Annotated in this window: 18 protein-coding genes and 1 riboswitch; of the genes, 6 read left to right on the forward strand and 12 right to left on the reverse strand. The window is 56.2% G+C overall.

The window, feature by feature from the left end; all coding sequences use genetic code 11:
• Window positions 1-7 precede the first annotated feature (7 nt).
• The 3 genes from araD to araB form a co-directional block, all read right to left on the reverse strand.
• The gene (gene araD, locus O1721_RS07300) at window positions 8-703 is read right to left on the reverse strand and encodes an L-ribulose-5-phosphate 4-epimerase (protein ID WP_023295910.1); all 696 of its coding nucleotides are present in this window, start codon (window positions 701-703) and stop codon (window positions 8-10) included.
• An 86-nt stretch (window positions 704-789) separates the two neighbouring features.
• Window positions 790-2,292, reverse strand: a complete 1,503-nt coding sequence (gene araA, locus O1721_RS07305) for an L-arabinose isomerase (RefSeq protein WP_032647217.1) — start codon at window positions 2,290-2,292, stop codon at window positions 790-792.
• Between the two features lie 10 nt (window positions 2,293-2,302).
• Window positions 2,303-4,012, reverse strand: a complete 1,710-nt coding sequence (araB, locus tag O1721_RS07310) for a ribulokinase (RefSeq protein ID WP_032647219.1) — start codon at window positions 4,010-4,012, stop codon at window positions 2,303-2,305.
• Between the two features lie 337 nt (window positions 4,013-4,349).
• Here araB and araC point away from each other — a divergent pair, with 337 nt between their 5' ends.
• Both araC and O1721_RS07320 read left to right on the forward strand, forming a co-directional pair.
• Window positions 4,350-5,195, forward strand: coding sequence for an arabinose operon transcriptional regulator AraC (gene araC / locus O1721_RS07315; protein WP_003856402.1), 846 nt, complete (start codon window positions 4,350-4,352; stop codon window positions 5,193-5,195).
• Window positions 5,196-5,313: 118 nt separating this feature from the next.
• The gene (locus O1721_RS07320) at window positions 5,314-6,081 is read left to right on the forward strand and encodes a DedA family protein (protein WP_017383796.1); all 768 of its coding nucleotides are present in this window, start codon (window positions 5,314-5,316) and stop codon (window positions 6,079-6,081) included.
• 28 nt (window positions 6,082-6,109) lie between these two features.
• Here O1721_RS07320 and thiQ read toward each other — a convergent pair whose 3' ends face one another.
• The 4 genes from thiQ to sgrR all read right to left on the reverse strand — a co-directional run bounded on the left by thiQ (window position 6,110) and on the right by sgrR (window position 11,185).
• Window positions 6,110-6,808, reverse strand: coding sequence for a thiamine ABC transporter ATP-binding protein ThiQ (gene thiQ / locus O1721_RS07325; RefSeq protein WP_017694525.1), 699 nt, complete (start codon window positions 6,806-6,808; stop codon window positions 6,110-6,112).
• Window positions 6,792-8,402, reverse strand: a complete 1,611-nt coding sequence (gene thiP / locus O1721_RS07330) for a thiamine/thiamine pyrophosphate ABC transporter permease ThiP (RefSeq protein ID WP_032647223.1) — start codon at window positions 8,400-8,402, stop codon at window positions 6,792-6,794. The genes thiQ and thiP overlap by 17 nt, the downstream gene beginning before the upstream one ends.
• Window positions 8,378-9,361 (reverse strand): thiamine ABC transporter substrate binding subunit, encoded by a 984-nt coding sequence (gene thiB, locus O1721_RS07335; protein ID WP_032647227.1) that lies wholly within the window; start codon window positions 9,359-9,361, stop codon window positions 8,378-8,380. Before thiB ends, thiP begins: the two co-directional genes overlap by 25 nt.
• Window positions 9,362-9,392: 31 nt before the next feature.
• A riboswitch (TPP riboswitch) is annotated at window positions 9,393-9,493 on the reverse strand.
• A gap of 36 nt (window positions 9,494-9,529) precedes the next feature.
• Complete coding sequence (gene sgrR, locus O1721_RS07340; RefSeq protein ID WP_032647229.1) at window positions 9,530-11,185, reverse strand: HTH-type transcriptional regulator SgrR; 1,656 nt, start codon at window positions 11,183-11,185, stop codon at window positions 9,530-9,532.
• An 88-nt stretch (window positions 11,186-11,273) separates the two neighbouring features.
• On the opposite strand from sgrR, the gene sgrT reads away from it, so the two are divergent.
• The 3 genes from sgrT to O1721_RS07355 all read left to right on the forward strand — a co-directional run bounded on the left by sgrT (window position 11,274) and on the right by O1721_RS07355 (window position 13,095).
• The gene (gene sgrT / locus O1721_RS07345) at window positions 11,274-11,426 is read left to right on the forward strand and encodes a glucose uptake inhibitor SgrT (RefSeq protein ID WP_023334488.1); all 153 of its coding nucleotides are present in this window, start codon (window positions 11,274-11,276) and stop codon (window positions 11,424-11,426) included.
• A gap of 121 nt (window positions 11,427-11,547) precedes the next feature.
• Window positions 11,548-12,726: a sugar efflux transporter gene (locus O1721_RS07350; RefSeq protein ID WP_045141618.1), complete on the forward strand. Its 1,179-nt coding sequence runs from the start codon at window positions 11,548-11,550 to the stop codon at window positions 12,724-12,726.
• Between the two features lie 216 nt (window positions 12,727-12,942).
• Window positions 12,943-13,095, forward strand: a complete 153-nt coding sequence (locus O1721_RS07355) for a Hok/Gef family protein (protein ID WP_032647235.1) — start codon at window positions 12,943-12,945, stop codon at window positions 13,093-13,095.
• Between the two features lie 91 nt (window positions 13,096-13,186).
• Here O1721_RS07355 and leuD read toward each other — a convergent pair whose 3' ends face one another.
• The 5 genes from leuD to leuL all read right to left on the reverse strand — a co-directional run bounded on the left by leuD (window position 13,187) and on the right by leuL (window position 18,046).
• Window positions 13,187-13,792: a 3-isopropylmalate dehydratase small subunit gene (gene leuD / locus O1721_RS07360; RefSeq protein WP_015572662.1), complete on the reverse strand. Its 606-nt coding sequence runs from the start codon at window positions 13,790-13,792 to the stop codon at window positions 13,187-13,189.
• A gap of 10 nt (window positions 13,793-13,802) precedes the next feature.
• Window positions 13,803-15,203, reverse strand: coding sequence for a 3-isopropylmalate dehydratase large subunit (leuC, locus tag O1721_RS07365; RefSeq protein WP_003856382.1), 1,401 nt, complete (start codon window positions 15,201-15,203; stop codon window positions 13,803-13,805).
• 2 nt (window positions 15,204-15,205) lie between these two features.
• Window positions 15,206-16,297, reverse strand: a complete 1,092-nt coding sequence (gene leuB, locus O1721_RS07370) for a 3-isopropylmalate dehydrogenase (protein ID WP_032647237.1) — start codon at window positions 16,295-16,297, stop codon at window positions 15,206-15,208.
• On the reverse strand, window positions 16,297-17,868 hold the full coding sequence (leuA, locus tag O1721_RS07375; RefSeq protein ID WP_017383789.1) for a 2-isopropylmalate synthase: 1,572 nt from the start codon (window positions 17,866-17,868) through the stop codon (window positions 16,297-16,299). The genes leuB and leuA overlap by 1 nt, the downstream gene beginning before the upstream one ends.
• Window positions 17,869-17,959: 91 nt before the next feature.
• Window positions 17,960-18,046 (reverse strand): leu operon leader peptide, encoded by an 87-nt coding sequence (gene leuL / locus O1721_RS07380; protein ID WP_057979999.1) that lies wholly within the window; start codon window positions 18,044-18,046, stop codon window positions 17,960-17,962.
• A 628-nt stretch (window positions 18,047-18,674) separates the two neighbouring features.
• Here leuL and leuO point away from each other — a divergent pair.
• Window positions 18,675-19,619, forward strand: a complete 945-nt coding sequence (gene leuO, locus O1721_RS07385) for a transcriptional regulator LeuO (RefSeq protein WP_017383788.1) — start codon at window positions 18,675-18,677, stop codon at window positions 19,617-19,619.
• The last annotated feature ends 261 nt before the right edge of the window (window positions 19,620-19,880 follow it).

Here is a 19,880-nt window from a genome sequence, read left to right on the forward strand (position 1 = left end):
CAAGGGTTTACTGCCCGTAGTAGGCTTTCGCACCGTGCTTACGCAGGTAATGCTTATCCAGCAGGGTTTGCTGCATATCCGGCAGCTGCGGTGCCAACTGGCGGCAGAAGATCCCCATATAGGCGACTTCCTCCAGCACGATCGCGTTGTGCACTGCGTCCTCCGCGTTTTTACCCCAGGCAAACGGGCCGTGGGAGTGCACCAGCACGCCGGGCATTTGCGCCGCGTCGATTCCCTGTTTTTCGAAGGTTTCGACAATCACGTTCCCCGTTTCCCATTCGTACTCACCGCCGATCTCCGCATCGGTCATCAGACGCGTGCAGGGAATGGTGCCGTAAAAGTAGTCCGCGTGGGTGGTGCCGGTGGCCGGAATAGGCTGGCCCGCCTGCGCCCAGATGGTCGCGTGACGCGAATGGGTATGCACAATCCCGCCGATGGTCGGGAAGGCCTGATACAGCAGGCGATGAGTGGGCGTATCGGAGGAGGGCTTTTTATTGCCTTCAACCACTTCACCCGTTTCGATGCTGACCACCACCATGTCTTCTGCGGTCATTACCGTGTAATCCACGCCGGAAGGCTTGATCACGAACACCCCTTTTTCCCGGTCAACGGCGCTGACGTTGCCCCATGTCAGGGTTACGAGGTTATGTTTTGGCAGCGCCAGGTTGGCTTCGAGTACCTGACGTTTGAGATCTTCTAACATTGTCGTCTCCTGCCGGATGGCGCTACGCTTATCCGGCCTACAGAACCGTAGGCCCGGTAAACGAAGTGCCACCGGGCACTCCGTACTTAGCGTTTTGAACCGTAATAGACTTCGTTCCAGCGCAGCGCGTCTTTAAAGGCTGGCAGACGGGTGTCGTTATCAATTACGGTCAGTTCGATGTCGTGCAGCTCGGCAAACTGACGCATATCGTTCAGGTCCAGCGCGTGGCTGAATACGGTGTGGTGCGCGCCGCCGGCCAGGATCCAGGCTTCCGAGGCGGTTGGCAGGTCAGGCTGCGCTTTCCACAAAGCGTTGGCGACCGGCAGCTTCGGCAGAGAATGCGGGGTTTCAACCGCATCGACGCAGTTCACCAGCAGGCGGAAACGATCGCCGAGGTCAATCAGGCTGGCGTTAATGGCCGGGCCGGTACGGGTGTCGAAGATCAGACGGGCCGGATCCGCTTTGCCGCCAATGCCGAGGTACTGCACGTCGAGGATCGGTTTCTCTTCAACCGCGATGGATGGACACACTTCCAGCATGTGCGAGCCGAGCACCAGATCGTTGCCGTTCTCGAAGTGGTAGGTGTAGTCCTCCATAAAAGAGGTGCCGCCCTGTAGACCGGTCGACATCACCTTCATGATGCGAAGCAGAGCGGCAGTTTTCCAGTCGCCTTCGCCCGCAAAGCCGTAGCCCTGCTGCATCAGACGTTGTACCGCCAGACCCGGGAGCTGTTTCAGGCCGTGGAGATCTTCAAAGGTGGTGGTGAAGGCATGGAAGCCGCCCTGTTCCAGAAAACGCTTCATACCCAGCTCAATACGTGCGGCATCCAGCACGTTCTGGCGCTTGTCACCGTTGACCTGTGCCGCAGGCGTCAGGCGATAGCTGCTTTCGTACTCGTCCACCAGCGCGCTAACGTCGCCATCGCTGATGTCATTCACCACCTGCACCAGGTCGCCCACCGCCCAGGTGTTGACGGAGAAGCCAAATTTAATCTGCGCGGCCACTTTATCACCGTCGGTGACCGCCACTTCGCGCATGTTGTCGCCGAAACGCACCACTTTCAGGTGGCGGGTATCCTGCTTAGATACCGCCTGACGCATCCAGGAGCCAATACGTTTTTGTGCCTGACCGTCCTGCCAGTGCCCGGTCACCACGGCATGCTGTTGACGCATGCGCGCGCCGATGAAGCCGAACTCGCGGCCGCCGTGCGCGGTCTGGTTCAGGTTCATGAAGTCCATGTCGATGCTGTCCCACGGCAGGGAGGCGTTGAACTGCGTGTGGAATTGCAGCAGCGGTTTGTTGAGGATAGCCAGGCCGTTGATCCACATTTTGGCTGGCGAGAAGGTGTGCAGCCACACCACCAGGCCAGCGCATTTGTCATCGTAATTGGCATCGCGGCAAATGTTGGTGATTTCGTCCGGGGTGGTACCCAGCGGCTTCAGCACCAGTTTGCACGGCAGTTTGGCTTCCGCGTTCAGCGCGTTCACAACGTGCTCCGCGTGTTTCGTCACTTGCTGCAACGCTTCCGGTCCGTACAAATGCTGGCTGCCAATCACAAACCACACTTCATAATTATTAAAAATGGTCATTATCGTGTCCTTAATGTGTCAGGGTTGCCGTAGTATCCGCGGTGCTTTTGGCCGGGGCGGCGACAGGGAGATAGTGAAGTTCGGCGCTTTTTGCCCATTGCTGGTAGCGCTGATAAAGCTGTTCAAAGCGTTGTGCCTGCTGAGTCTGCGGCTGGAGCGTACTTTCGACGGCGCTCGCCATGTGCTGTTGCGCGGTCGGGATATCCGCATGGACGCCTGCGGCCACGGCAGCGAAAATCGCGGCGCCCAGCGCACAGCACTGATCGGAGGCCACAATTTGCAGCGGCCGGTTCAGCACGTCGCAGCAGGCCTGCATAATCACCGGGTTTTTACGGGCGATGCCCCCCAGCGCCATCACGTTGTTTACGTCAATGCCCTGCCCGGTGAAGCACTCCATAATGGCGCGCGCGCCGAATGCGGTGGCGGCGATCAGGCCGCCAAACAGCGCGGGCGCGTCGGTCGCGAGGTTGAGATCGGTAATCACTCCTTTCAGACGCTGGTTGGCAAACGGCGTACGACGGCCGTTGAACCAGTCCAGCACCACCGGCAGGTGGTCGAGAGACGGATTTTTTGCCCAGGCTTCGGTGAGCTGCGGCAGGAGCTGTTTTTTGCTCGCCGTAATCTGCGTTTTCAGTTCAGGATGCGCGGCAGCCAGCTGATCCAGCGGCCAGCCGAGCACGCGGCCAAACCAGGCGTAGATATCGCCGAAGGCGGACTGACCCGCTTCGAGGCCGATAAAATCGGGTACCACGCTGCCGTCAACCTGACCGCAGATGCCTTTCACCGCGCGGTCGCCGACGCTGGCTTTATCTGCCGTCAGAATGTCACAGGTGGAGGTGCCGATAACTTTCACCAGCGTGTTGGGCTGCGCACCCGCGCCCACCGCACCCATATGGCAGTCGAACGCGCCGCCGGAAATGGTCACGTTTTGCGGCAGACCGAGGCGTTTCGCCCACTCTTCGCAGAGCGTGCCGACCGGAATATCGGCGGTGAAGGTGTCGGTAAACAGCGGGTATGTCAGGTTTTTGTTGATGATCGGGTCGAGTTCATCGAAGAACGCTGCCGGAGGCAGACCCCCCCATCTTTCATGCCACAGCGATTTATGCCCGGCGCTGCAACGGCCGCGGCGGATATCCTGCGGGCGAGTGGTGCCGGAGAGCAGGGCGGGAACCCAGTCGCATAGCTCAATCCATGACGCCGCTGCCTGTGCGACCGACGCGTCCGCGCGGGTAACGTGCAGGATCTTGGCCCAGAACCACTCGCTGGAGTAAATCCCGCCGATGTAGCGGGAGTAGTCAGTTTTGCCCGGCTGATGGCATAAGCGGGTGATGGCTTCCGCCTCTTCCACGGCGGTATGGTCTTTCCACAGCACAAACATGGCGTTCGGGTTGTCGGCAAACTCCGGTCGCAGCGCCAGTACGCGGCCTTCGGCATCGACAGGGGCAGGCGTTGAGCCGGTGCTGTCGACGCCAATCCCCACGACATCGACCCGCTGGGCGTCCGTCAACTCCGCCAGCACGGTTTTGATCGCCGCTTCCATTGATTCAATGTAATCACGCGGGTGGTGGCGGAACTGGTTGTTCGGCGCATCGCAGTAGCGCCCCTCTTGCCAGCGCGGATACCACTCAACGCTGGTTGCTATCTCCAGGCCAGTCGTACAGTCCACTGCCAGCGCGCGAACTGAGTCGCTGCCAAAATCGAGGCCAATTGCAATTGCCATGGTGTTGCTCCATCCAAAAAACAGGTATGGAAGAACATTAGAGACTGGGGACAAAAATCGTCAGGCAGGATCCGCTAATCTTATGGACTAAATTGCTGTAGCCACGCAAAGTGTGACGCCGTGCAAATATTCTATGTGGACATTTCTGCCGCACTTATAGACACTTTTGTTACTGCTTATCTGCCCGTACTGGCGGAGAAATCAGGGGGAAAGGCTGAAACATGGCGGACGTAAAAGAGGCGTGATGCTTTTTGGATCTTTTCGCGGGCCATTTTTATACTGCTTTTATCGATATGGACAATTGGTTTCCTTCAGGACCCTTGGGAGAACTGAATCTATGGCCGAACCGCAAAACGATCCCTTACTGCCGGGCTACTCATTTAACGCCCATCTGGTGGCGGGGCTGACGCCAATTGAGGCCGAGGGATATCTCGATTTTTACGTCGATCGCCCTCTTGGCATGAAGGGATATATCCTGAACCTGACCGTACGCGGAGAAGGGGTCGTCAAAAACGGGGATCAGCAGTTTATCTGCCGCCCCGGTGATATGCTGCTGTTCCCGCCGGGGGAGATCCACCACTACGGGCGCCATCCGGATGCCAAAGAGTGGTATCACCAGTGGGTCTATTTCCGTCCGCGTGCCTACTGGCAGGAGTGGCTCTCGTGGCCGGCCATTTTCGCCCATACCGGTTTATATCGCCCGGATGAGGCGCATCTGGCGCAGTTCCGTGAGCTGTTCGCACAGATTATTGAGGCAGGGCAGGCGGGAGGGCGCTACGCCGAACTGCTGGCCATCAACCTGCTTGAACAGGTGCTGCTGCGCCGCATGGAGGCCATCAACGAGTCGCTTAATCCGCCGCTGGACAACCGCGTCCGCGACGCCTGCCAGTACATCAGCGACCACCTTGCCGACAGCCAGTTTGATATTGCCAGCGTCGCCCAGCATGTGTGTCTGTCGCCGTCACGGCTCTCTCATCTGTTCCGCCAGCAGCTTGGCGTGAGCGTACTCAGCTGGCGTGAGGATCAGCGCATCAGCCAGGCGAAACTGCTGCTCAGCACCACCCGAATGCCTATCGCCACCGTCGGGCGTAACGTCGGCTTTGAAGATCAGCTCTATTTCTCTCGCGTGTTTAAGAAGTGCACCGGTGCCAGCCCGAGCGAATTCCGTGCGGGATGTGAATAATCGGTAAACATTCAGGTGAACTTCAGGCGCATCTTGTAAACTATTCAGACAATTGATGCCTTGACGCGGTGCAGGGCGCTAAGCAGAATCGCTGATTCGTTTTCTGACCGGAATAGTTATGCAGGCATTGCTGGAACATTTTATTACCCAGTCCGTTATGTATTCGCTCATCGCCGTGGCGCTGGTGGCGTTTCTGGAGTCGCTGGCGCTGGTCGGGCTGATCCTGCCCGGCACCGTGATGATGGCGGGGCTTGGGGCGCTTATCGGCAGCGGCGAGGTCAATTTCTGGCAGGCGTGGATGGCCGGTATCATCGGTTGTTTGCTGGGGGACTGGATCTCCTTCTGGCTGGGCTGGCGCTTTAAGAAGCCGCTGCACCGCTGGTCGTTCATGAAAAAAAACAAAGCGCTGCTGGATAAAACCGAGCACGCGCTGCACCAGCACAGCATGTTCACCATCCTCGTGGGGCGCTTCGTTGGCCCAACGCGCCCGCTGGTGCCGATGGTGGCCGGGATGCTGGATCTGCCCGTCGCGAAGTTTGTGGTGCCGAACATCATCGGCTGCGTCTTCTGGCCGCCGTTCTACTTTCTGCCGGGGATTCTGGCGGGTGCGGCCATCGATATTCCTGACGGTATGCAAAGCGGCGAGTTCAAGTGGCTGCTGCTGGGAACGGCGGTCCTGCTGTGGCTGGCGGTCTGGCTCTGCTGGCGCCTGTGGCGCAGCGCGAAAGCCAGTGTTGATCGCCTGACGCGCTATCTTCCGCGCACGCGCCTGCTCTGGCTGGCCCCGCTGACGCTGGGAGTGGCTGTCGTGGCGCTGGTGGCGCTGATTCGCCACCCGCTGATGCCGGTGTACGGTGAGATCCTGTTGAAGGTGGTGAGCCGTTAAACGCCGGGCGGCACTGCGTTTGCCCGGCCTACGGTCTTATACCCAGTAATCCTGACGCGCTTTCTTTCCCGCTCATTAGGGCGTCGGTTGTTCCATCCCACAAAATACGTCCCTCCGCGATCACCACCGATCGCGGCGCGATGCGTGCGGCATCTTCGATGCTATGCGAAACCATCAGCATCGTCAGTTGCTCGCGCTCGCAAACCTCCTCAACCAGCGAGAGCATCTCCTGACGCAGGGCCGGGTCGAGCGCCGAAAAGGGTTCGTCGAGCAGCAGCAGCGGCTGCTTGCGAACCAGACAGCGTGCCAGCGCCACGCGCTGGCGCTGGCCGCCGGAAAGCTCACCCGGTAGTCTGTTGATAAACGCAGCCAGGCCCATTTGTTCGGCGATCGCCTCCAGCGTCTGACGCTGCGCAACACTGAGTTTTAACCCCGGATCCATACCCAGTGCGATGTTCTGCCACACCGTAAGATGATTGAACAGATTGTTTTCCTGGAACAGCATCGACACCGGGCGCTTAGCCGGCGGAGCGTAGGTATACTCGCCATTATCAATGACGATCGACCCGCTGGCAGGCTGCAAAAAACCGGCAATCAGATTGAGCAGAGTACTTTTTCCGGCCCCGCTGGGGCCAAGCACTGCGATTCGCTCTCCCTGACGAACGGAGAGGGTAAAACGCATTGGCAGGTGCTCATAAAGCCAGGTTACATCAGTCAGTTTTAACATCACGCCCCGGAAGTTTTTCGATAACGGTAAATAACGCAAAGCACAGCACCAGCAGTAAAAGTGCCGTGACGGCGCCGTCCTGGCTACGATAGGAGCCAATTTGCTGATAAAGCCAGAACGGCAGCGTGCGGAAATCCTCGTTGCCAAAGAGGGCCACAACGCCAAAATCGCCAATCGACAGCACGCAGGCAAACGCCAGCGCCTGCGCCAGCGGTCGTTTAAGGGCGCGGAGTTCGACCACCTTCAGACGCTGCCAGCCCTGCATCCCCAGCGACTGACAGAGCAGACCGTAGCGGCTGTTCACGTCGCGCATCGGGTTTTCCAGCACCTTGAGCGCGTAAGGGATAGCCATCAGCGCGTTGGTAAAAATGACGATGCCGTCGGCGCTTTCCGGCAGGCCGATGGTGCTGTTGAACAGTAAAAAGAATCCGGTCGCCAGCACAATACCCGGCATCGCCAGGATCAGCATACCCGTCAGTTCCAGCGCGTGTCCGGCTTTACGGGCATGACGCGCGTACAGCTCGCGGCTGCTCCAGAGCAGCATCATGGTCAGGATCACGCACAGCAGCCCGGCTGCCAGCGCGATGCGCAATGAGGTCCACGTCGCCTGCCACAGGACAGGCTGTTGCAGTACCGACAACACATTGCGATTCAGGCCATCAACGATAACGGCCAGCAGCGGGGGCAGCAGAAGCAGGAGGGCCAGCGCGATCAGCATAAAATCCGCGACGCGGCTGTGCAGGCTGTCCTGCGGATCGCGCCAGCCTGTCAAGTGATTGCTGCCTGTGGGGATCGCTTTACTCAGCCGCTGGCTGAGTAACACCAGCGCCAGGCAGCAGACCATCTGCACCATCGCCAGCAGCGCGGCGCGGCCCGGATCGTAGTCGTAACTTAAGGCCTGATAGATCGCCAGCTCAATGGTGGTGGCCTGCGGCCCGCCGCCGAGAGAAAGCACGGTCGCGAAGCTGGCGAAGCAGAGCATAAAGATTAGCGCGGCCACCGGGGCAATCTGGCGTCGCAGCCACGGCCATTCGACAAAGCGGAAGAACGACCAGCCGCGCATGCCAAGCTGGGCGGCAATCTGACGCTGCTCCCCGGGAATGTTTTCCAGCGCCTGTAAAAAGAGGCGCGTCGCCATCGGCATATTGAAAAAAATATGCGCCAGCAGAATGCCTTTCAGGCCGTAAGGGGAGAAGGTCCATTCCAGACCAAGCAGGTTGAAGAGGGATGCCAGCCAGCCCTGCCGACCGTAGACGCTCAGAATACCGAACACCGCCACCAGCACGGGCAGGATCAGCGTCATCGCGCACAGCCGCAGCAGGGCAAGCCTGCCGGGGAAACGTCTGCGATAGAGGGCGCGTGCAAGGAAAATGGCCGGGATCGTCGACAGCAGCGCGGAGAGAAACGCCTGCCAGAAGGAGAAACGGATGACGTGCCAGAGATAGCTGTCGTGCCAGAGGGCGAGCAGATCGCTCTCTGGCGCGTTAAACCACAGCGCAAGGAATGCACCCAGACTGACGACCACCATCAGTATGGCGGCGAGCAGCCCGGGAACTAACCAGCCGGGGATCAGCGGCTGACGGCGCGTTGCCATTCACTAATCCATGCGGCGCGCTGGGCGGCAACCTGCTGCGGCGTAAATTCCAGTGAGGTTTGCGGCTTGTTTAGCTGCTCAAAGCCTGCCGGCAGCGCAACGTCAGTGACCGGGTACATCCAGTTTCCTGTCGGAATAGCATTCTGGAATGCCGGGGAGACCATAAATTTCAGGAATTTTTCGGCAAGCTCCGGCTGTTTGCTCGCGGCGGTGCGGGCGGCCACTTCCACCTGCAAATAATGCCCTTCAGCAAAGTTCGCGGCGGCGTAGTTATCCTTCTTCTCGGCGATAATGTGGTAGGCCGGAGAGGTAGTGTAGCTCAGCACCAGATCGCTTTCGCCTTTCAGGAACAGGCCGTAGGCTTCGCTCCAGCCTTTGGTGACGGTAACGGTTTTCGCGGCCAGCTTCTGCCACGCTTCCGGCGTTTTATCCCCGTAGACTTTCTGCATCCACAATAGCAGCCCCAGACCCGGCGTGCTGGTACGCGGATCTTCATAAATTACGCGCCATTTCTGGTCACTTTCGACCAGCTCTTTCAGGCTTTTGGGCGGATTCTTCAGCTTGTTTTTATCGTAGACAAACGCAAAGTAGCCGTAATCAAAGGGAACGAAGGTGTCGTTTTTCCAGCCGCCCGGTACGTTGACGGCATCTGACGCCACACCGCTTTTGGCGAACAGTCTGGTTTGGGTGGCGGCTTCCAGCAGGTTGTTATCCAGCCCGAGCACCACGTCGGCTTTGCTGTTTTTGCCTTCCATGCGCAGACGGTTGAGCAGCGAGACGCCATCTTCCAGCGCCACGAATTTCAGCTCGCAGTTGCAGTCGGCTTCAAAGGCTTTTTTAACCACCGGGCCGGGGCCCCAGTCGGCGGAGAAGGAGTCGTAGGTGTAGACCGTCAGAACGGGCTTAGCAAAAACAGGCAGCGCAAACAGCGCCAGCAGAGGAAGAACGTTTTTTAACACTTTGCACCTCAGGGTTGAGTGGCAAAGGATTTTGAGAGACAGCCTCAAATCCCTTCGCCGGCGTTATCCGGATCAGGTTCGACGGGTATTATCTCAGCGCACATCAGTGATGCAGCACCCCGTTGAGAACGGCGCTATTGTAATGATTTGGTGAATATTACGAAAGCGTTATGGCTCCGGCGGCGCAAACCAGGCGGATTTAAAATCAAACCAGCCGAGGGTATTCATCCGCAGGCCGCGCATGCTGCGCTGCCCCTGGATCAGCAGCCAGTGGTGAATCAGCGGTACGATCGTCTGCCCGGTCAGTAATTCCTGACACCAGGCGGCCAGATCCATTTCTCCCGCCCGCCACCGCGCGGCGTCCTGCTGCCAGTCCCGGTTGATACAGTGCTGAATCAGGGGCACTTCGTACAGGTGAGAAAAGAGCGAGAAATCAAGCGGCAGCGTAAAGTTTGCGCTGTTGAGCCAGATATCGCTGATGACGTCTCCGCGATGCCATTCATCATAATCGACTTCCTGTATCGCCAGCGTCACGCCTTCGGCTGCCAGCAGCGTGCTCATGATCCTCGCCAGAAAACGGTGCTCAATGTGATCGCGATAGTAGCTGAGGGTGATGGTCTCCAGTCCGGCAGGCTTTTCGCTGCGGACGGGCTGCGCATGGTGCCAGCGTGGGAGCAGGCCATAGGCCGGGAACCACCAGGTCTGGTATTGCTCCTCTGCGTGATAAATCAGGTTAGCGGGCGCCAGAATATGGCTTATCCACCTGCGGACGTCGTGGTTTGCCCCGCGATGGCTGCGGCTATCAAAGAGCAGGTAGTAGCAGCCCTCCTCCAGGCGGCTTTCGAACGCTTTTTCACCGGCTGTTGGCCCCTCCAGGGTCAGACCTGCGCTCAGCTCTTCGTTGAGATCCGGTAACACCCAGACGTTCACTTCGTCGATCAGCGCCCTATAGCCAAAGTAATCATCAAAGGCGCGGATCTTCAGCTGATTACTGTTATTGCGCGTAACGGAGTAGGGGCCCGTACCAATCGGCTGGCTGGAAAAATTGTTCAGGGATCGCCACTCGGCAGGCAGGATCATTGAGGGGACGTAGCCCAGAAGCCACGGAAGCCATTTGTCCGGCTGCGATAGCTCAATATCCAGCGTCCAGGCCGTTGGGGAGTGGATCCGTGCGATATGCGAATAGAGCGGCAGCGTGCGGGCGCGCTCTAAAGAGACGATAACGTCGCGCATCTCCAGCTCGCGTCCATGGTGGAAATGAATGCCGGGGCGTAGAAAGAAGCGCCAGTGCAGCGGAGACACCTGTTGCCAGTGATGGGCAATATCCGCTTCCAGTTCCCCGTTTTCCTCATTTATCCGCGTCAGGCCGCTGAAAATCTGCCGGGCCATGTGGGTTTCAGAGCGACGTAACGCCGTACCGGGCAACAGATTTTTCATTGGGCGGTAGTAAAGTACCCGCAGAATGTGGCGTCCCTGACGAAAGCTGCGTCCCAGATGCGAGACCAGCATCTGGCGCACGGCGGCTTTGTCGCCCACCAGCTGGACCAGCTGATCGATGCGGTCCTGCTCCAGCAGATCCTCCGCTCGCTGTTGCTGTAACGCCAGGCCGGTATAAAGGAAAGTCAGGCGCGAACGCTTGCCGCGTCCGGCTTCGGCCTCCCAGTTTAGCCAGCCCTGCTGCTGCATGGTATTAAGGAGCGTGCGCATATGACGCCGGGAGCAGTTGAGGAGCTCGGCCAGCTCGTTCAGCGTGGTCTCCTGCGATTGCCCCTCGCAGCACTGCCAGAGGCGGATAAATTGTTGTTGCAGACGACCGGAAGGCATAAAAGGGGAACTCCTGACAAAAAACCAGCAATTTATTTATCCCTATATTAGGCCAATAATTCTCCTCGATGAAGCGAGGAGGTAAATTATGAAGAGGTCTACCGCACGTCAGTTTTATCAGCAGTACTTTTCAGCGACAAAGGGATCGTCCTGGCTGGCCCGCCGGTGTGCAGAGCAACGGCTGAAAACGTTAGAAGAATTGATGCAGTGGGACGTTACAACACCGACCTCTTCCCGCTAACTCGCCTCGATCATGTGTGACTGAGTATTGGTGCTAATCACCCGCCAGCAAAATGTTTTTTGCTGGCTTTTTTCGTTTACTATTTCACCCAATTTCGATTCGCTTTCATAAGGACTTGCGCATGCTCTGGTTGATGACGATGGGGCGACGCCTGAATGGCGTGTACGCCGCTTTTATGTTGGTGGCCTTCATGATGGGCGTGGCCGGCGCGCTACAGGCGCCGACGTTGAGCCTGTTTCTCAGCCGTGAGGTGGGGGCGCAGCCGTTTTGGGTGGGTCTGTTCTACACCGTCAACGCCATTGCCGGGATCCTCGTCAGCCTGTGGCTGGCGAAACGATCCGACAGCCAGGGCGATCGCCGTAAGCTGATCCTCTTTTGTTGCGCCATGGCCGTGGGCAACGCGCTGCTGTTTGCCTTCAACCGCCATTACCTGACGCTCATTACCTGCGGCGTGCTGCTGGCCTCTCTGGCGAACACCGCGATGCCGCAACTGTTCGCCCTGGCCCGGGAGTACGCCGACAGCTCGGCGAGAGAAGTGGTGATGTTCAGCTCGGTGATGCGTGCGCAGCTCTCTCTCGCGTGGGTCATCGGTCCGCCGCTGGCGTTTATGCTGGCGCTGAACTACGGCTTCACCACCATGTTTTCCATCGCGGCGGGGATTTTTGTCATCAGCCTGGCGCTGATAGCCTTTGCGCTGCCATCGGTGGCGCGCGTAGAGCAGGTGACGGACAAGCCCATCACGCAGGTGAGCGGCTGGCAGGATAAAAACGTCCGCATGTTGTTTATCGCCTCCACGCTGATGTGGACCTGCAACACCATGTACATTATTGATATGCCGCTGTGGATCAGCAGCGATCTGGGACTGCCCGACAAGCTCGCGGGTATTCTGATGGGCACCGCTGCCGGGCTGGAGATCCCGGCGATGATTCTGGCGGGTTACTACGTCAAACGTTTCGGAAAGCGTCGGATGATGGTCGTCGCCGTGGCGGCCGGGGTACTGTTCTACGCGGGGCTGATCCTGTTCCATTCGCGTGAAGCCTTGCTGGCGTTACAGCTGTTTAACGCGGTGTTTATCGGAATCGTTGCCGGGATAGGCATGCTCTGGTTCCAGGATTTAATGCCGGGGCGCGCAGGCTCCGCGACCACGCTGTTTACCAACAGTATCTCTACCGGCGTGATTCTGGCAGGGGTGATTCAGGGGGCGCTGTCGCAAAGCTATGGGCATGCATCCGTGTACTGGGTGATCGCAGTGATTTCGCTCGTCACGCTGATGCTGACGTGCCGGGTAAAAGACGTTTGATTCTGGAAGGCGGCTTCACGAAATGAAACGATTTTCTGACAGGCGCAGAGAAGGCGCATAGAGTGCGTGACGGGTGCTTGAGGCTGTTTGCCTCAGGCTTTCGCAAGAGGCAAACAGTGGAGAGTCCCACATCAAAAAACTGATGGGGAGACCAACTTCACAACCAACATTGCGAGGTTAGTCTCTTCATTGCCGAAAAGCAATAAGGAGGCTGGAATGCCAAAACGTACTCTGCTGTTAGGTTTGTTTCTGATCTGTACGACGCTGTTGCTCTTCACCTGGATGGTGCGCGACTCGCTGTGTGAGCTGCACTTCAGACAGGAGAAAACAGAGCTGGCGGCAGTGTTGGCTTACGAAGCAAAACGTTAGCAGTATTGGCGGGGAGTTTTCCCCGCCACTCCAGAGTGGTTGAGCCTCAACGCACCCTTATCAATGGCCCGCGCCCTGCGGGCCATTGCCTTTAACCCATAAACGCAGGCTGTTTTTTCTCGTAAGCGGAGATAGCCTCTTCGTGTTGCAGCGTCAGGCCAATGCTATCCAGACCGTTCAGCATGCAGTGGCGGCGGAACGCATCAATGCTGAAGCTGTAGATCTTATCCCCGGCTTTCACCACTTCCGCTTCCAGATCCACCTCAAACGAAATCCCCGGATTCGCCTGCACCAGCGCAAACAGTTCATCGACCTGTTCGTCACTCAGCGTCACCGGCAGCAGCTGGTTGTTGAAGCTGTTGCCGTAGAAGATATCCGCGAAGCTCGGGGCGATAACCACCTTAAAGCCGTAGTCGGTTAATGCCCAGGGCGCATGTTCACGCGACGATCCGCAGCCAAAGTTTTCCCGCGCCAGCAGAATGGAAGCCCCTTTGTATTCCGGAAAGTTCAGGACGAATTCCGGGTTCGGCACTTCGCCTTTATCGTCGAGGAAACGCCAGTCGTTGAACAGATGCGCACCAAAACCCGTGCGCGTCACTTTCTGCAAAAACTGCTTAGGAATGATCGCGTCAGTATCGACGTTAGCGGCGTCCAGAGGGACAACCCGGCCCGTATGTTGGGTAAATTTCTCTGCCATGATTGTCTCCTTATTTCAGGCTGCGAATATCGGCGAAATGACCGGTGACTGCCGCAGCGGCGGCCATTGCCGGGCTGACCAGGTGGGTGCGCCCACCGCGGCCCTGACGGCCTTCAAAGTTACGGTTGCTGGTGGAGGCACAGCGCTCGCCCGGATTCAGGCGGTCATTGTTCATCGCCAGACACATGGAGCAACCCGGCAGGCGCCACTCGAAGCCTGCTTCAATAAAGATCTTATCCAGACCCTCCGCTTCCGCCTGGGCTTTCACCGGCCCGGAGCCCGGCACAACCAGCGCCTGCACGCCCGGCGCCACTTTGCGGCCTTTAGCAATTTCTGCCGCTGCGCGTAAATCTTCAATACGGGAGTTGGTACAGGAGCCGATGAACACTTTATCAATGCTCACGTCGGTCAGCGGTACGCCGGGTTTCAGCCCCATGTAAGCCAGCGCTTTTTCCGCACTGGCACGTTCGACCGGATCGGCAAAGGAGGCCGGATCAGGAATGCTGTCGTTGACGGAAATCACCTGGCCCGGGTTGGTGCCCCAGGTGACCTGCGGGGCGATCTCTTCCGCCTGTAACGTCACAACGGTATCAAAAATTGCCCCCTCGTCCGTTTTCAGGGTTTTCCAGTACGCTACCGCGTCGTCAAAATTCTGACCTTTCGGCGCATGCAGACGCCCCTTCACATAGTTGAAGGTGGTTTCGTCTGGGGCCACCAGGCCTGCTTTGGCGCCCATCTCAATGGCCATGTTGCACAGGGTCATACGACCTTCCATGCTCAGCGCCTGGATAGCGTCGCCGCAGAATTCCACGACGTGACCGGTGCCGCCTGCGCTGCCGGTTTTGCCGATAATCGCCAGCACGATATCTTTCGCGGTGATACCCGGCGCAGCTTTACCCTTCACTTCAATCTTCATGGTTTTGGCGCGGCCCTGCTTCAGGGTCTGCGTCGCCAGAACGTGTTCAACTTCAGAGGTCCCAATCCCGAACGCCAGGGCGCCAAATGCGCCGTGCGTCGCGGTGTGGGAGTCGCCGCAGACGATGGTCATGCCCGGCAGAGTAATACCCTGCTCAGGCCCCATTACGTGGACGATACCCTGATAGGGGTGGTTCAGATCGTACAGCTCCACGCCAAACTCGTTACAGTTCTTAATCAGCTCCTGCATCTGGATACGTGCCATCTCGCCAGATGCATTGATGTCTTTGGTCTGGGTGGAAACGTTGTGATCCATCGTGGCAAAGGTTTTACCCGGCTGACGCACCGGGCGCTTGTGCGCGCGCAGGCCGTCAAATGCCTGAGGAGAGGTCACTTCGTGTACCAGATGACGGTCGATGTACAACAGTGGGGTTTCGTTTGGTGCTTCGTAAACAACGTGCGCATCAAACAACTTCTCATATAACGTCTTAGCCATGATTACACCCCTTCAGCGACATAGCGGGCAATGATATCGCCCATTTCATCGGTACTGACTGCTGCCGTGCCGCGTGCTAAATCACCGGTACGGACGCCTTCTTCTAATGCCCGGTTAATGGCGTTTTCAATTGCGGTTGCTGCATCGCCTGCATCCAGGCTGTAGCGCAGCAGCAGAGCCAGGGAGAGGATCTGCGCAATCGGGTTGGCGATGTTTTTACCTGCGATATCCGGCGCGGAGCCGCCCGCCGGTTCGTACAGGCCAAAGCCTTCTTCGTTCAGGCTGGCCGAGGGCAGCATGCCCATGGAGCCGGTGATCATCGCGCATTCATCCGAGAGAATATCGCCGAACAGGTTGGAGCACAGCAGCACGTCAAACTGGGACGGATCTTTGATCAGCTGCATCGTTGCGTTGTCGATATACATATGTGACAGCTCAACGTCCGGGTACTGCCTGGCAACTTCACTGACGATTTCGCGCCACAAAATAGACGACTGGAGCACGTTCGCTTTATCAATAGAGGTCACTTTACGGCGGCGTTTGCGCGCTGACTCAAACGCGATATGAGCGATACGTTCAATTTCAAAACGGTGATACACCTCGGTATCAAACGCTTTCTCATGCTGACCGCTGCCTTCGCGGCCTTTTGGCTGACCGAAGTAGATCCCGCCGGTCAGCTCACGCACGCACAGGATGTCGAAACCGTTGGCGGCGATATCGGCGCGCAGCGGGCAAAACTCTTCCAGCCCCGGGTACAGCTTCGCCGGACGCAGGTTGCTGAACAGTTTGAAGTGTTTACGCAGCGGCAGCAACGCGCCGCGCTCTGGCTGCTCTGCTGGAGGCAGGTGTTCCCACTTAGGGCCACCCACTGAGCCAAACAGAACGGCATCGGCATTCTCGCAGCCTTCTACAGTCCCTTTCGGCAGGGGAGTGTCGTGGTTATCAATGGCAATACCGCCCACGTCGTAGTGGCTGGTGGTAATTTTCATCGCAAAACGCGAACGAACGGCTTCCAGTACTTTCAGCGCCTGTGTCATCACTTCCGGGCCAATACCGTCACCCGGCAACACAGCAATATGGTAATTCTTCGACATCACACGGTTTCCTTGTTGTTCTCTTTATTCTGAGCTTTGCGTTGCAACTCTTTTTCGACTTCGGCTGCGCGCCAGATGTTGTTCAGGACATGCACCATCGCTTTCGCGGAGGATTCGACGATATCTGTCGCCAGACCCACACCGTGGAAGCGGCGACCGTTATAGTTGACGACGATATCAACCTGGCCCAGGGCGTCTTTACCGTGCCCTTTTGCCGTCAGGTCGTATTTCACCAGCTCTACGTCGTACTCAGTGACGCGGTTAATCGCCTGGTAAATGGCATCCACAGGGCCGTTACCGTTGGCGGCTTCCGCTTTAATTTCATCGCCGCAGGCCAGCTTGACGGAGGCGGTAGCGATATCACTTGAGCCTGACTGAACGGTGAAGTAGTCCAGACGGAAGTGTTCTGGCTCTTCCTGCTGTTTGTTGATAAATGCCAGCGCTTCCAGGTCGTAATCGAAGACCTGGCCTTTCTTGTCAGCCAGTTTCAGGAATGCGTCGTACAGCTGATCCATGTTGTAATCGCTGTCCTGATACCCCATCTCTTCCATACGGTGTTTCACCGCCGCGCGGCCAGAGCGCGAGGTCAGGTTCAGCTGAACCTGGTTCAGACCGATGGATTCCGGAGTCATGATTTCGTAGTTTTCACGGTTCTTCAGCACGCCATCCTGGTGAATACCGGAGGAGTGAGCGAACGCGCCAGTACCAACAATCGCCTTGTTCGCCGGGATCGGCATATTGCAAATCTGGCTCACGGTCTGGCTGGTGCGCCAGATTTCGTTGTGATTGATGCGAGTGTGTACGTTCATAATGTCTTTGCGCACCTTGATCGCCATGATCACTTCTTCCAGCGAGCAGTTGCCGGCGCGTTCACCAATGCCGTTCATTGCCCCTTCTACCTGACGCGCGCCGGCGTGGACGGCAGCGATGGCATTGCCCACAGCCAGACCCAAATCATCGTGGGTGTGAACAGAGATGATGGCTTTATCAATATTAGGTACGCGATCGTACAGGCCGGTGATGATGTTGGAGAACTCAAACGGCATGGTGTAGCCGACGGTATCCGGGATGTTGATGGTTCTGGCTCCGGCATTAATCGCGGCTTCCACTACACGGGCCAAATCGTCAATCGGCGTGCGGCCTGCATCTTCACAGGAGAATTCGACGTCATCAGTGTAGTTACGCGCGCGTTTAACCATATACACCGCACGTTCGATCACTTCATCCAGCGTGCTGCGCAACTTGGTTGCAATGTGCATGGGGGAGGTGGCAATGAATGTATGGATACGGAAGGCTTCTGCAACTTTCAGGGATTCCGCGGCCACATCAATATCTTTCTCAACGCAGCGAGCCAGACCGCATACGCGGCTGTTTTTGATGGTGCGGGCGATGGTCTGTACTGACTCGAAATCACCCGGCGAGGAGACGGGAAAGCCGACTTCCATTACGTCTACACCCATGCGTTCGAGGGCCAGCGCAATTTGCAGTTTTTCTTTAACACTCAGGCTCGCCTGTAATGCCTGTTCACCGTCACGTAAAGTAGTATCGAAAATAACGACTTGCTGGCTCATGGGTTAGGTCCTTGTCAGTCTTAGGGCGCCTTGCTACGAGCATAAAAAAACCCGCGCAGTGGCGCGGGTTTTTAGTTTTACTGAAGACGATTCAACGCTGAATTTCGCCCGCCAGTCTACCGCGCACAGTGGATGCGTTTAGTAGTAGTAGACCGGTGAAACGAAGGGTGCGAATCATGAATCGTGCTCCAGATGAATGCGATATGCTTTTAGTGGTACTGGATACGCCGACTCATGTCAACCCCTCTCAGGCAAAACGGCCACTCAGCGCAGGATAAACACATTAGCTAATTGTGCTGGTTTTTACGTTGTTAACCGATTTAATTGTCTATTATTGGACTTGAGATTCATCTCTGGAATAATTTGAATATAATTGGTAGCAATTGAACACAGTATTTTTACCGATGTGCTGTGAAATGGAATGTTTTTTATTTCATTGAGTTATAAGTTCTATGAATGAATCATGGGCGGGAAAGTTATCAATATTGATATCATTTTGTTAATGAAATCGTGGTGTATGCCCTTCATAGTTTAATAATACTTAAGTTATTATTAACTAAGGCGGTGATTGTGTATTTGCCAGCTTTATGGTTTCATGCCTGCATTAAAGTTTTAGATATCATTTGAACGATTTTTAGCTCTTCATTCAGGGAATGCTTAATGCCATCTCTTGAATGAGGGTTCTTTATATATTCTGAATTTTAAATAATTTCCTTTCGCTTGTTGTATATGCATGGTAAATCATATTTTTCGAAGTTATTACTGTACTTTGGCAAAGGGAATTTAGCGTGACAGTGGAGTCAGAAATGCCAGAAAATAATATTAACCAACCACAGCCTTATGATGGGGTTAAGCCTCAGTTACGCACAGTGGATCTCAACCTGTTAACTGTATTTGATGCAGTTATGCAGGAGCAGAATATTACGCGAGCAGCGCAATCTCTGGGAATGTCTCAACCTGCCGTGAGTAATGCCGTAGCCAGACTTAAGGTGATGTTTAACGACGAGTTATTCGTCCGGTATGGAAGAGGTATCCAGCCCACGGCGCGTGCATTCCAGCTATTCGGTTCGATTCGTCAGGCGCTACAGCTGGTTCAAAATGAGCTTCCCGGCTCAGGGTTTGAACCTTTAAGCAGTGAGCGGGTTTTCCATCTCTGTGTTTGCAGTCCGTTAGACAATTATTTGACGTCTGTTATATATAATAAAGTTGAACAGATTGCTCCTAATATTCATCTCGTTTTTAAATCATCTTTAAATCAAAACACTGAGCACCAGCTTCGTTATCAGGAAACGGAGTTCGTTCTGGGCTACGAAGAGTTTCGCCGTCCAGAGTTTGCCTGTGTTCCGTTGTTTAAAGATGAAATGGTGTTAGTCGCCAGCAAAAAACATCCACGCATGAATTCGCCGCTGCGTGAAAGCGATGTTTACAGCGAGCAGCATGCCGTTGTTGCTCTGGACAGATATGCTTCGTTCAGTCAGCCGTGGTATGACACTGCCGATAAACAAGCCAGCGTGGCCTATCAGGGGATGGCGATGGTCAGCGTTTTAAATGTCGTTTCTCAGACGCAGCTAGTCGCTATTGCACCGCGCTGGCTTGCTGAAGAGTTCTCCGATTCGCTGAGCCTGCAAATTTTACCTCTGCCGCTCAAGCTGAATAGCCGTACCTGTTATCTTTCCTGGCATGAAGCGGCGGGGCGGGATAAAGGGCACCAGTGGATGGAAGAGTTGCTGATCAATATTTGTCGTCGATAAGTCAGGGTGAATAAACCGCATGGTGCCATGCGGTTTAATCTGTGATTTTTTATGCAGACAATATTTTATTCTGTGCGCATTTTTTCAGACACTCAGGGCGGCTTAAAAATAGATGATTTCCTGATCCATCCTCTTTTTAAGAGATGAATTATTAGCGTCTCCCCTCATACCAGACGAATTCACCATATTCGTGTCTGACAGCTATTTTTTCTGCTTTTATTGCCCATTCCCGCATTCCGTTTGCTAATTGCCTGCCTCATA

The sequence above is a fragment of the Enterobacter cloacae complex sp. HYC033_NIDB genome (assembly GCF_056673335.1).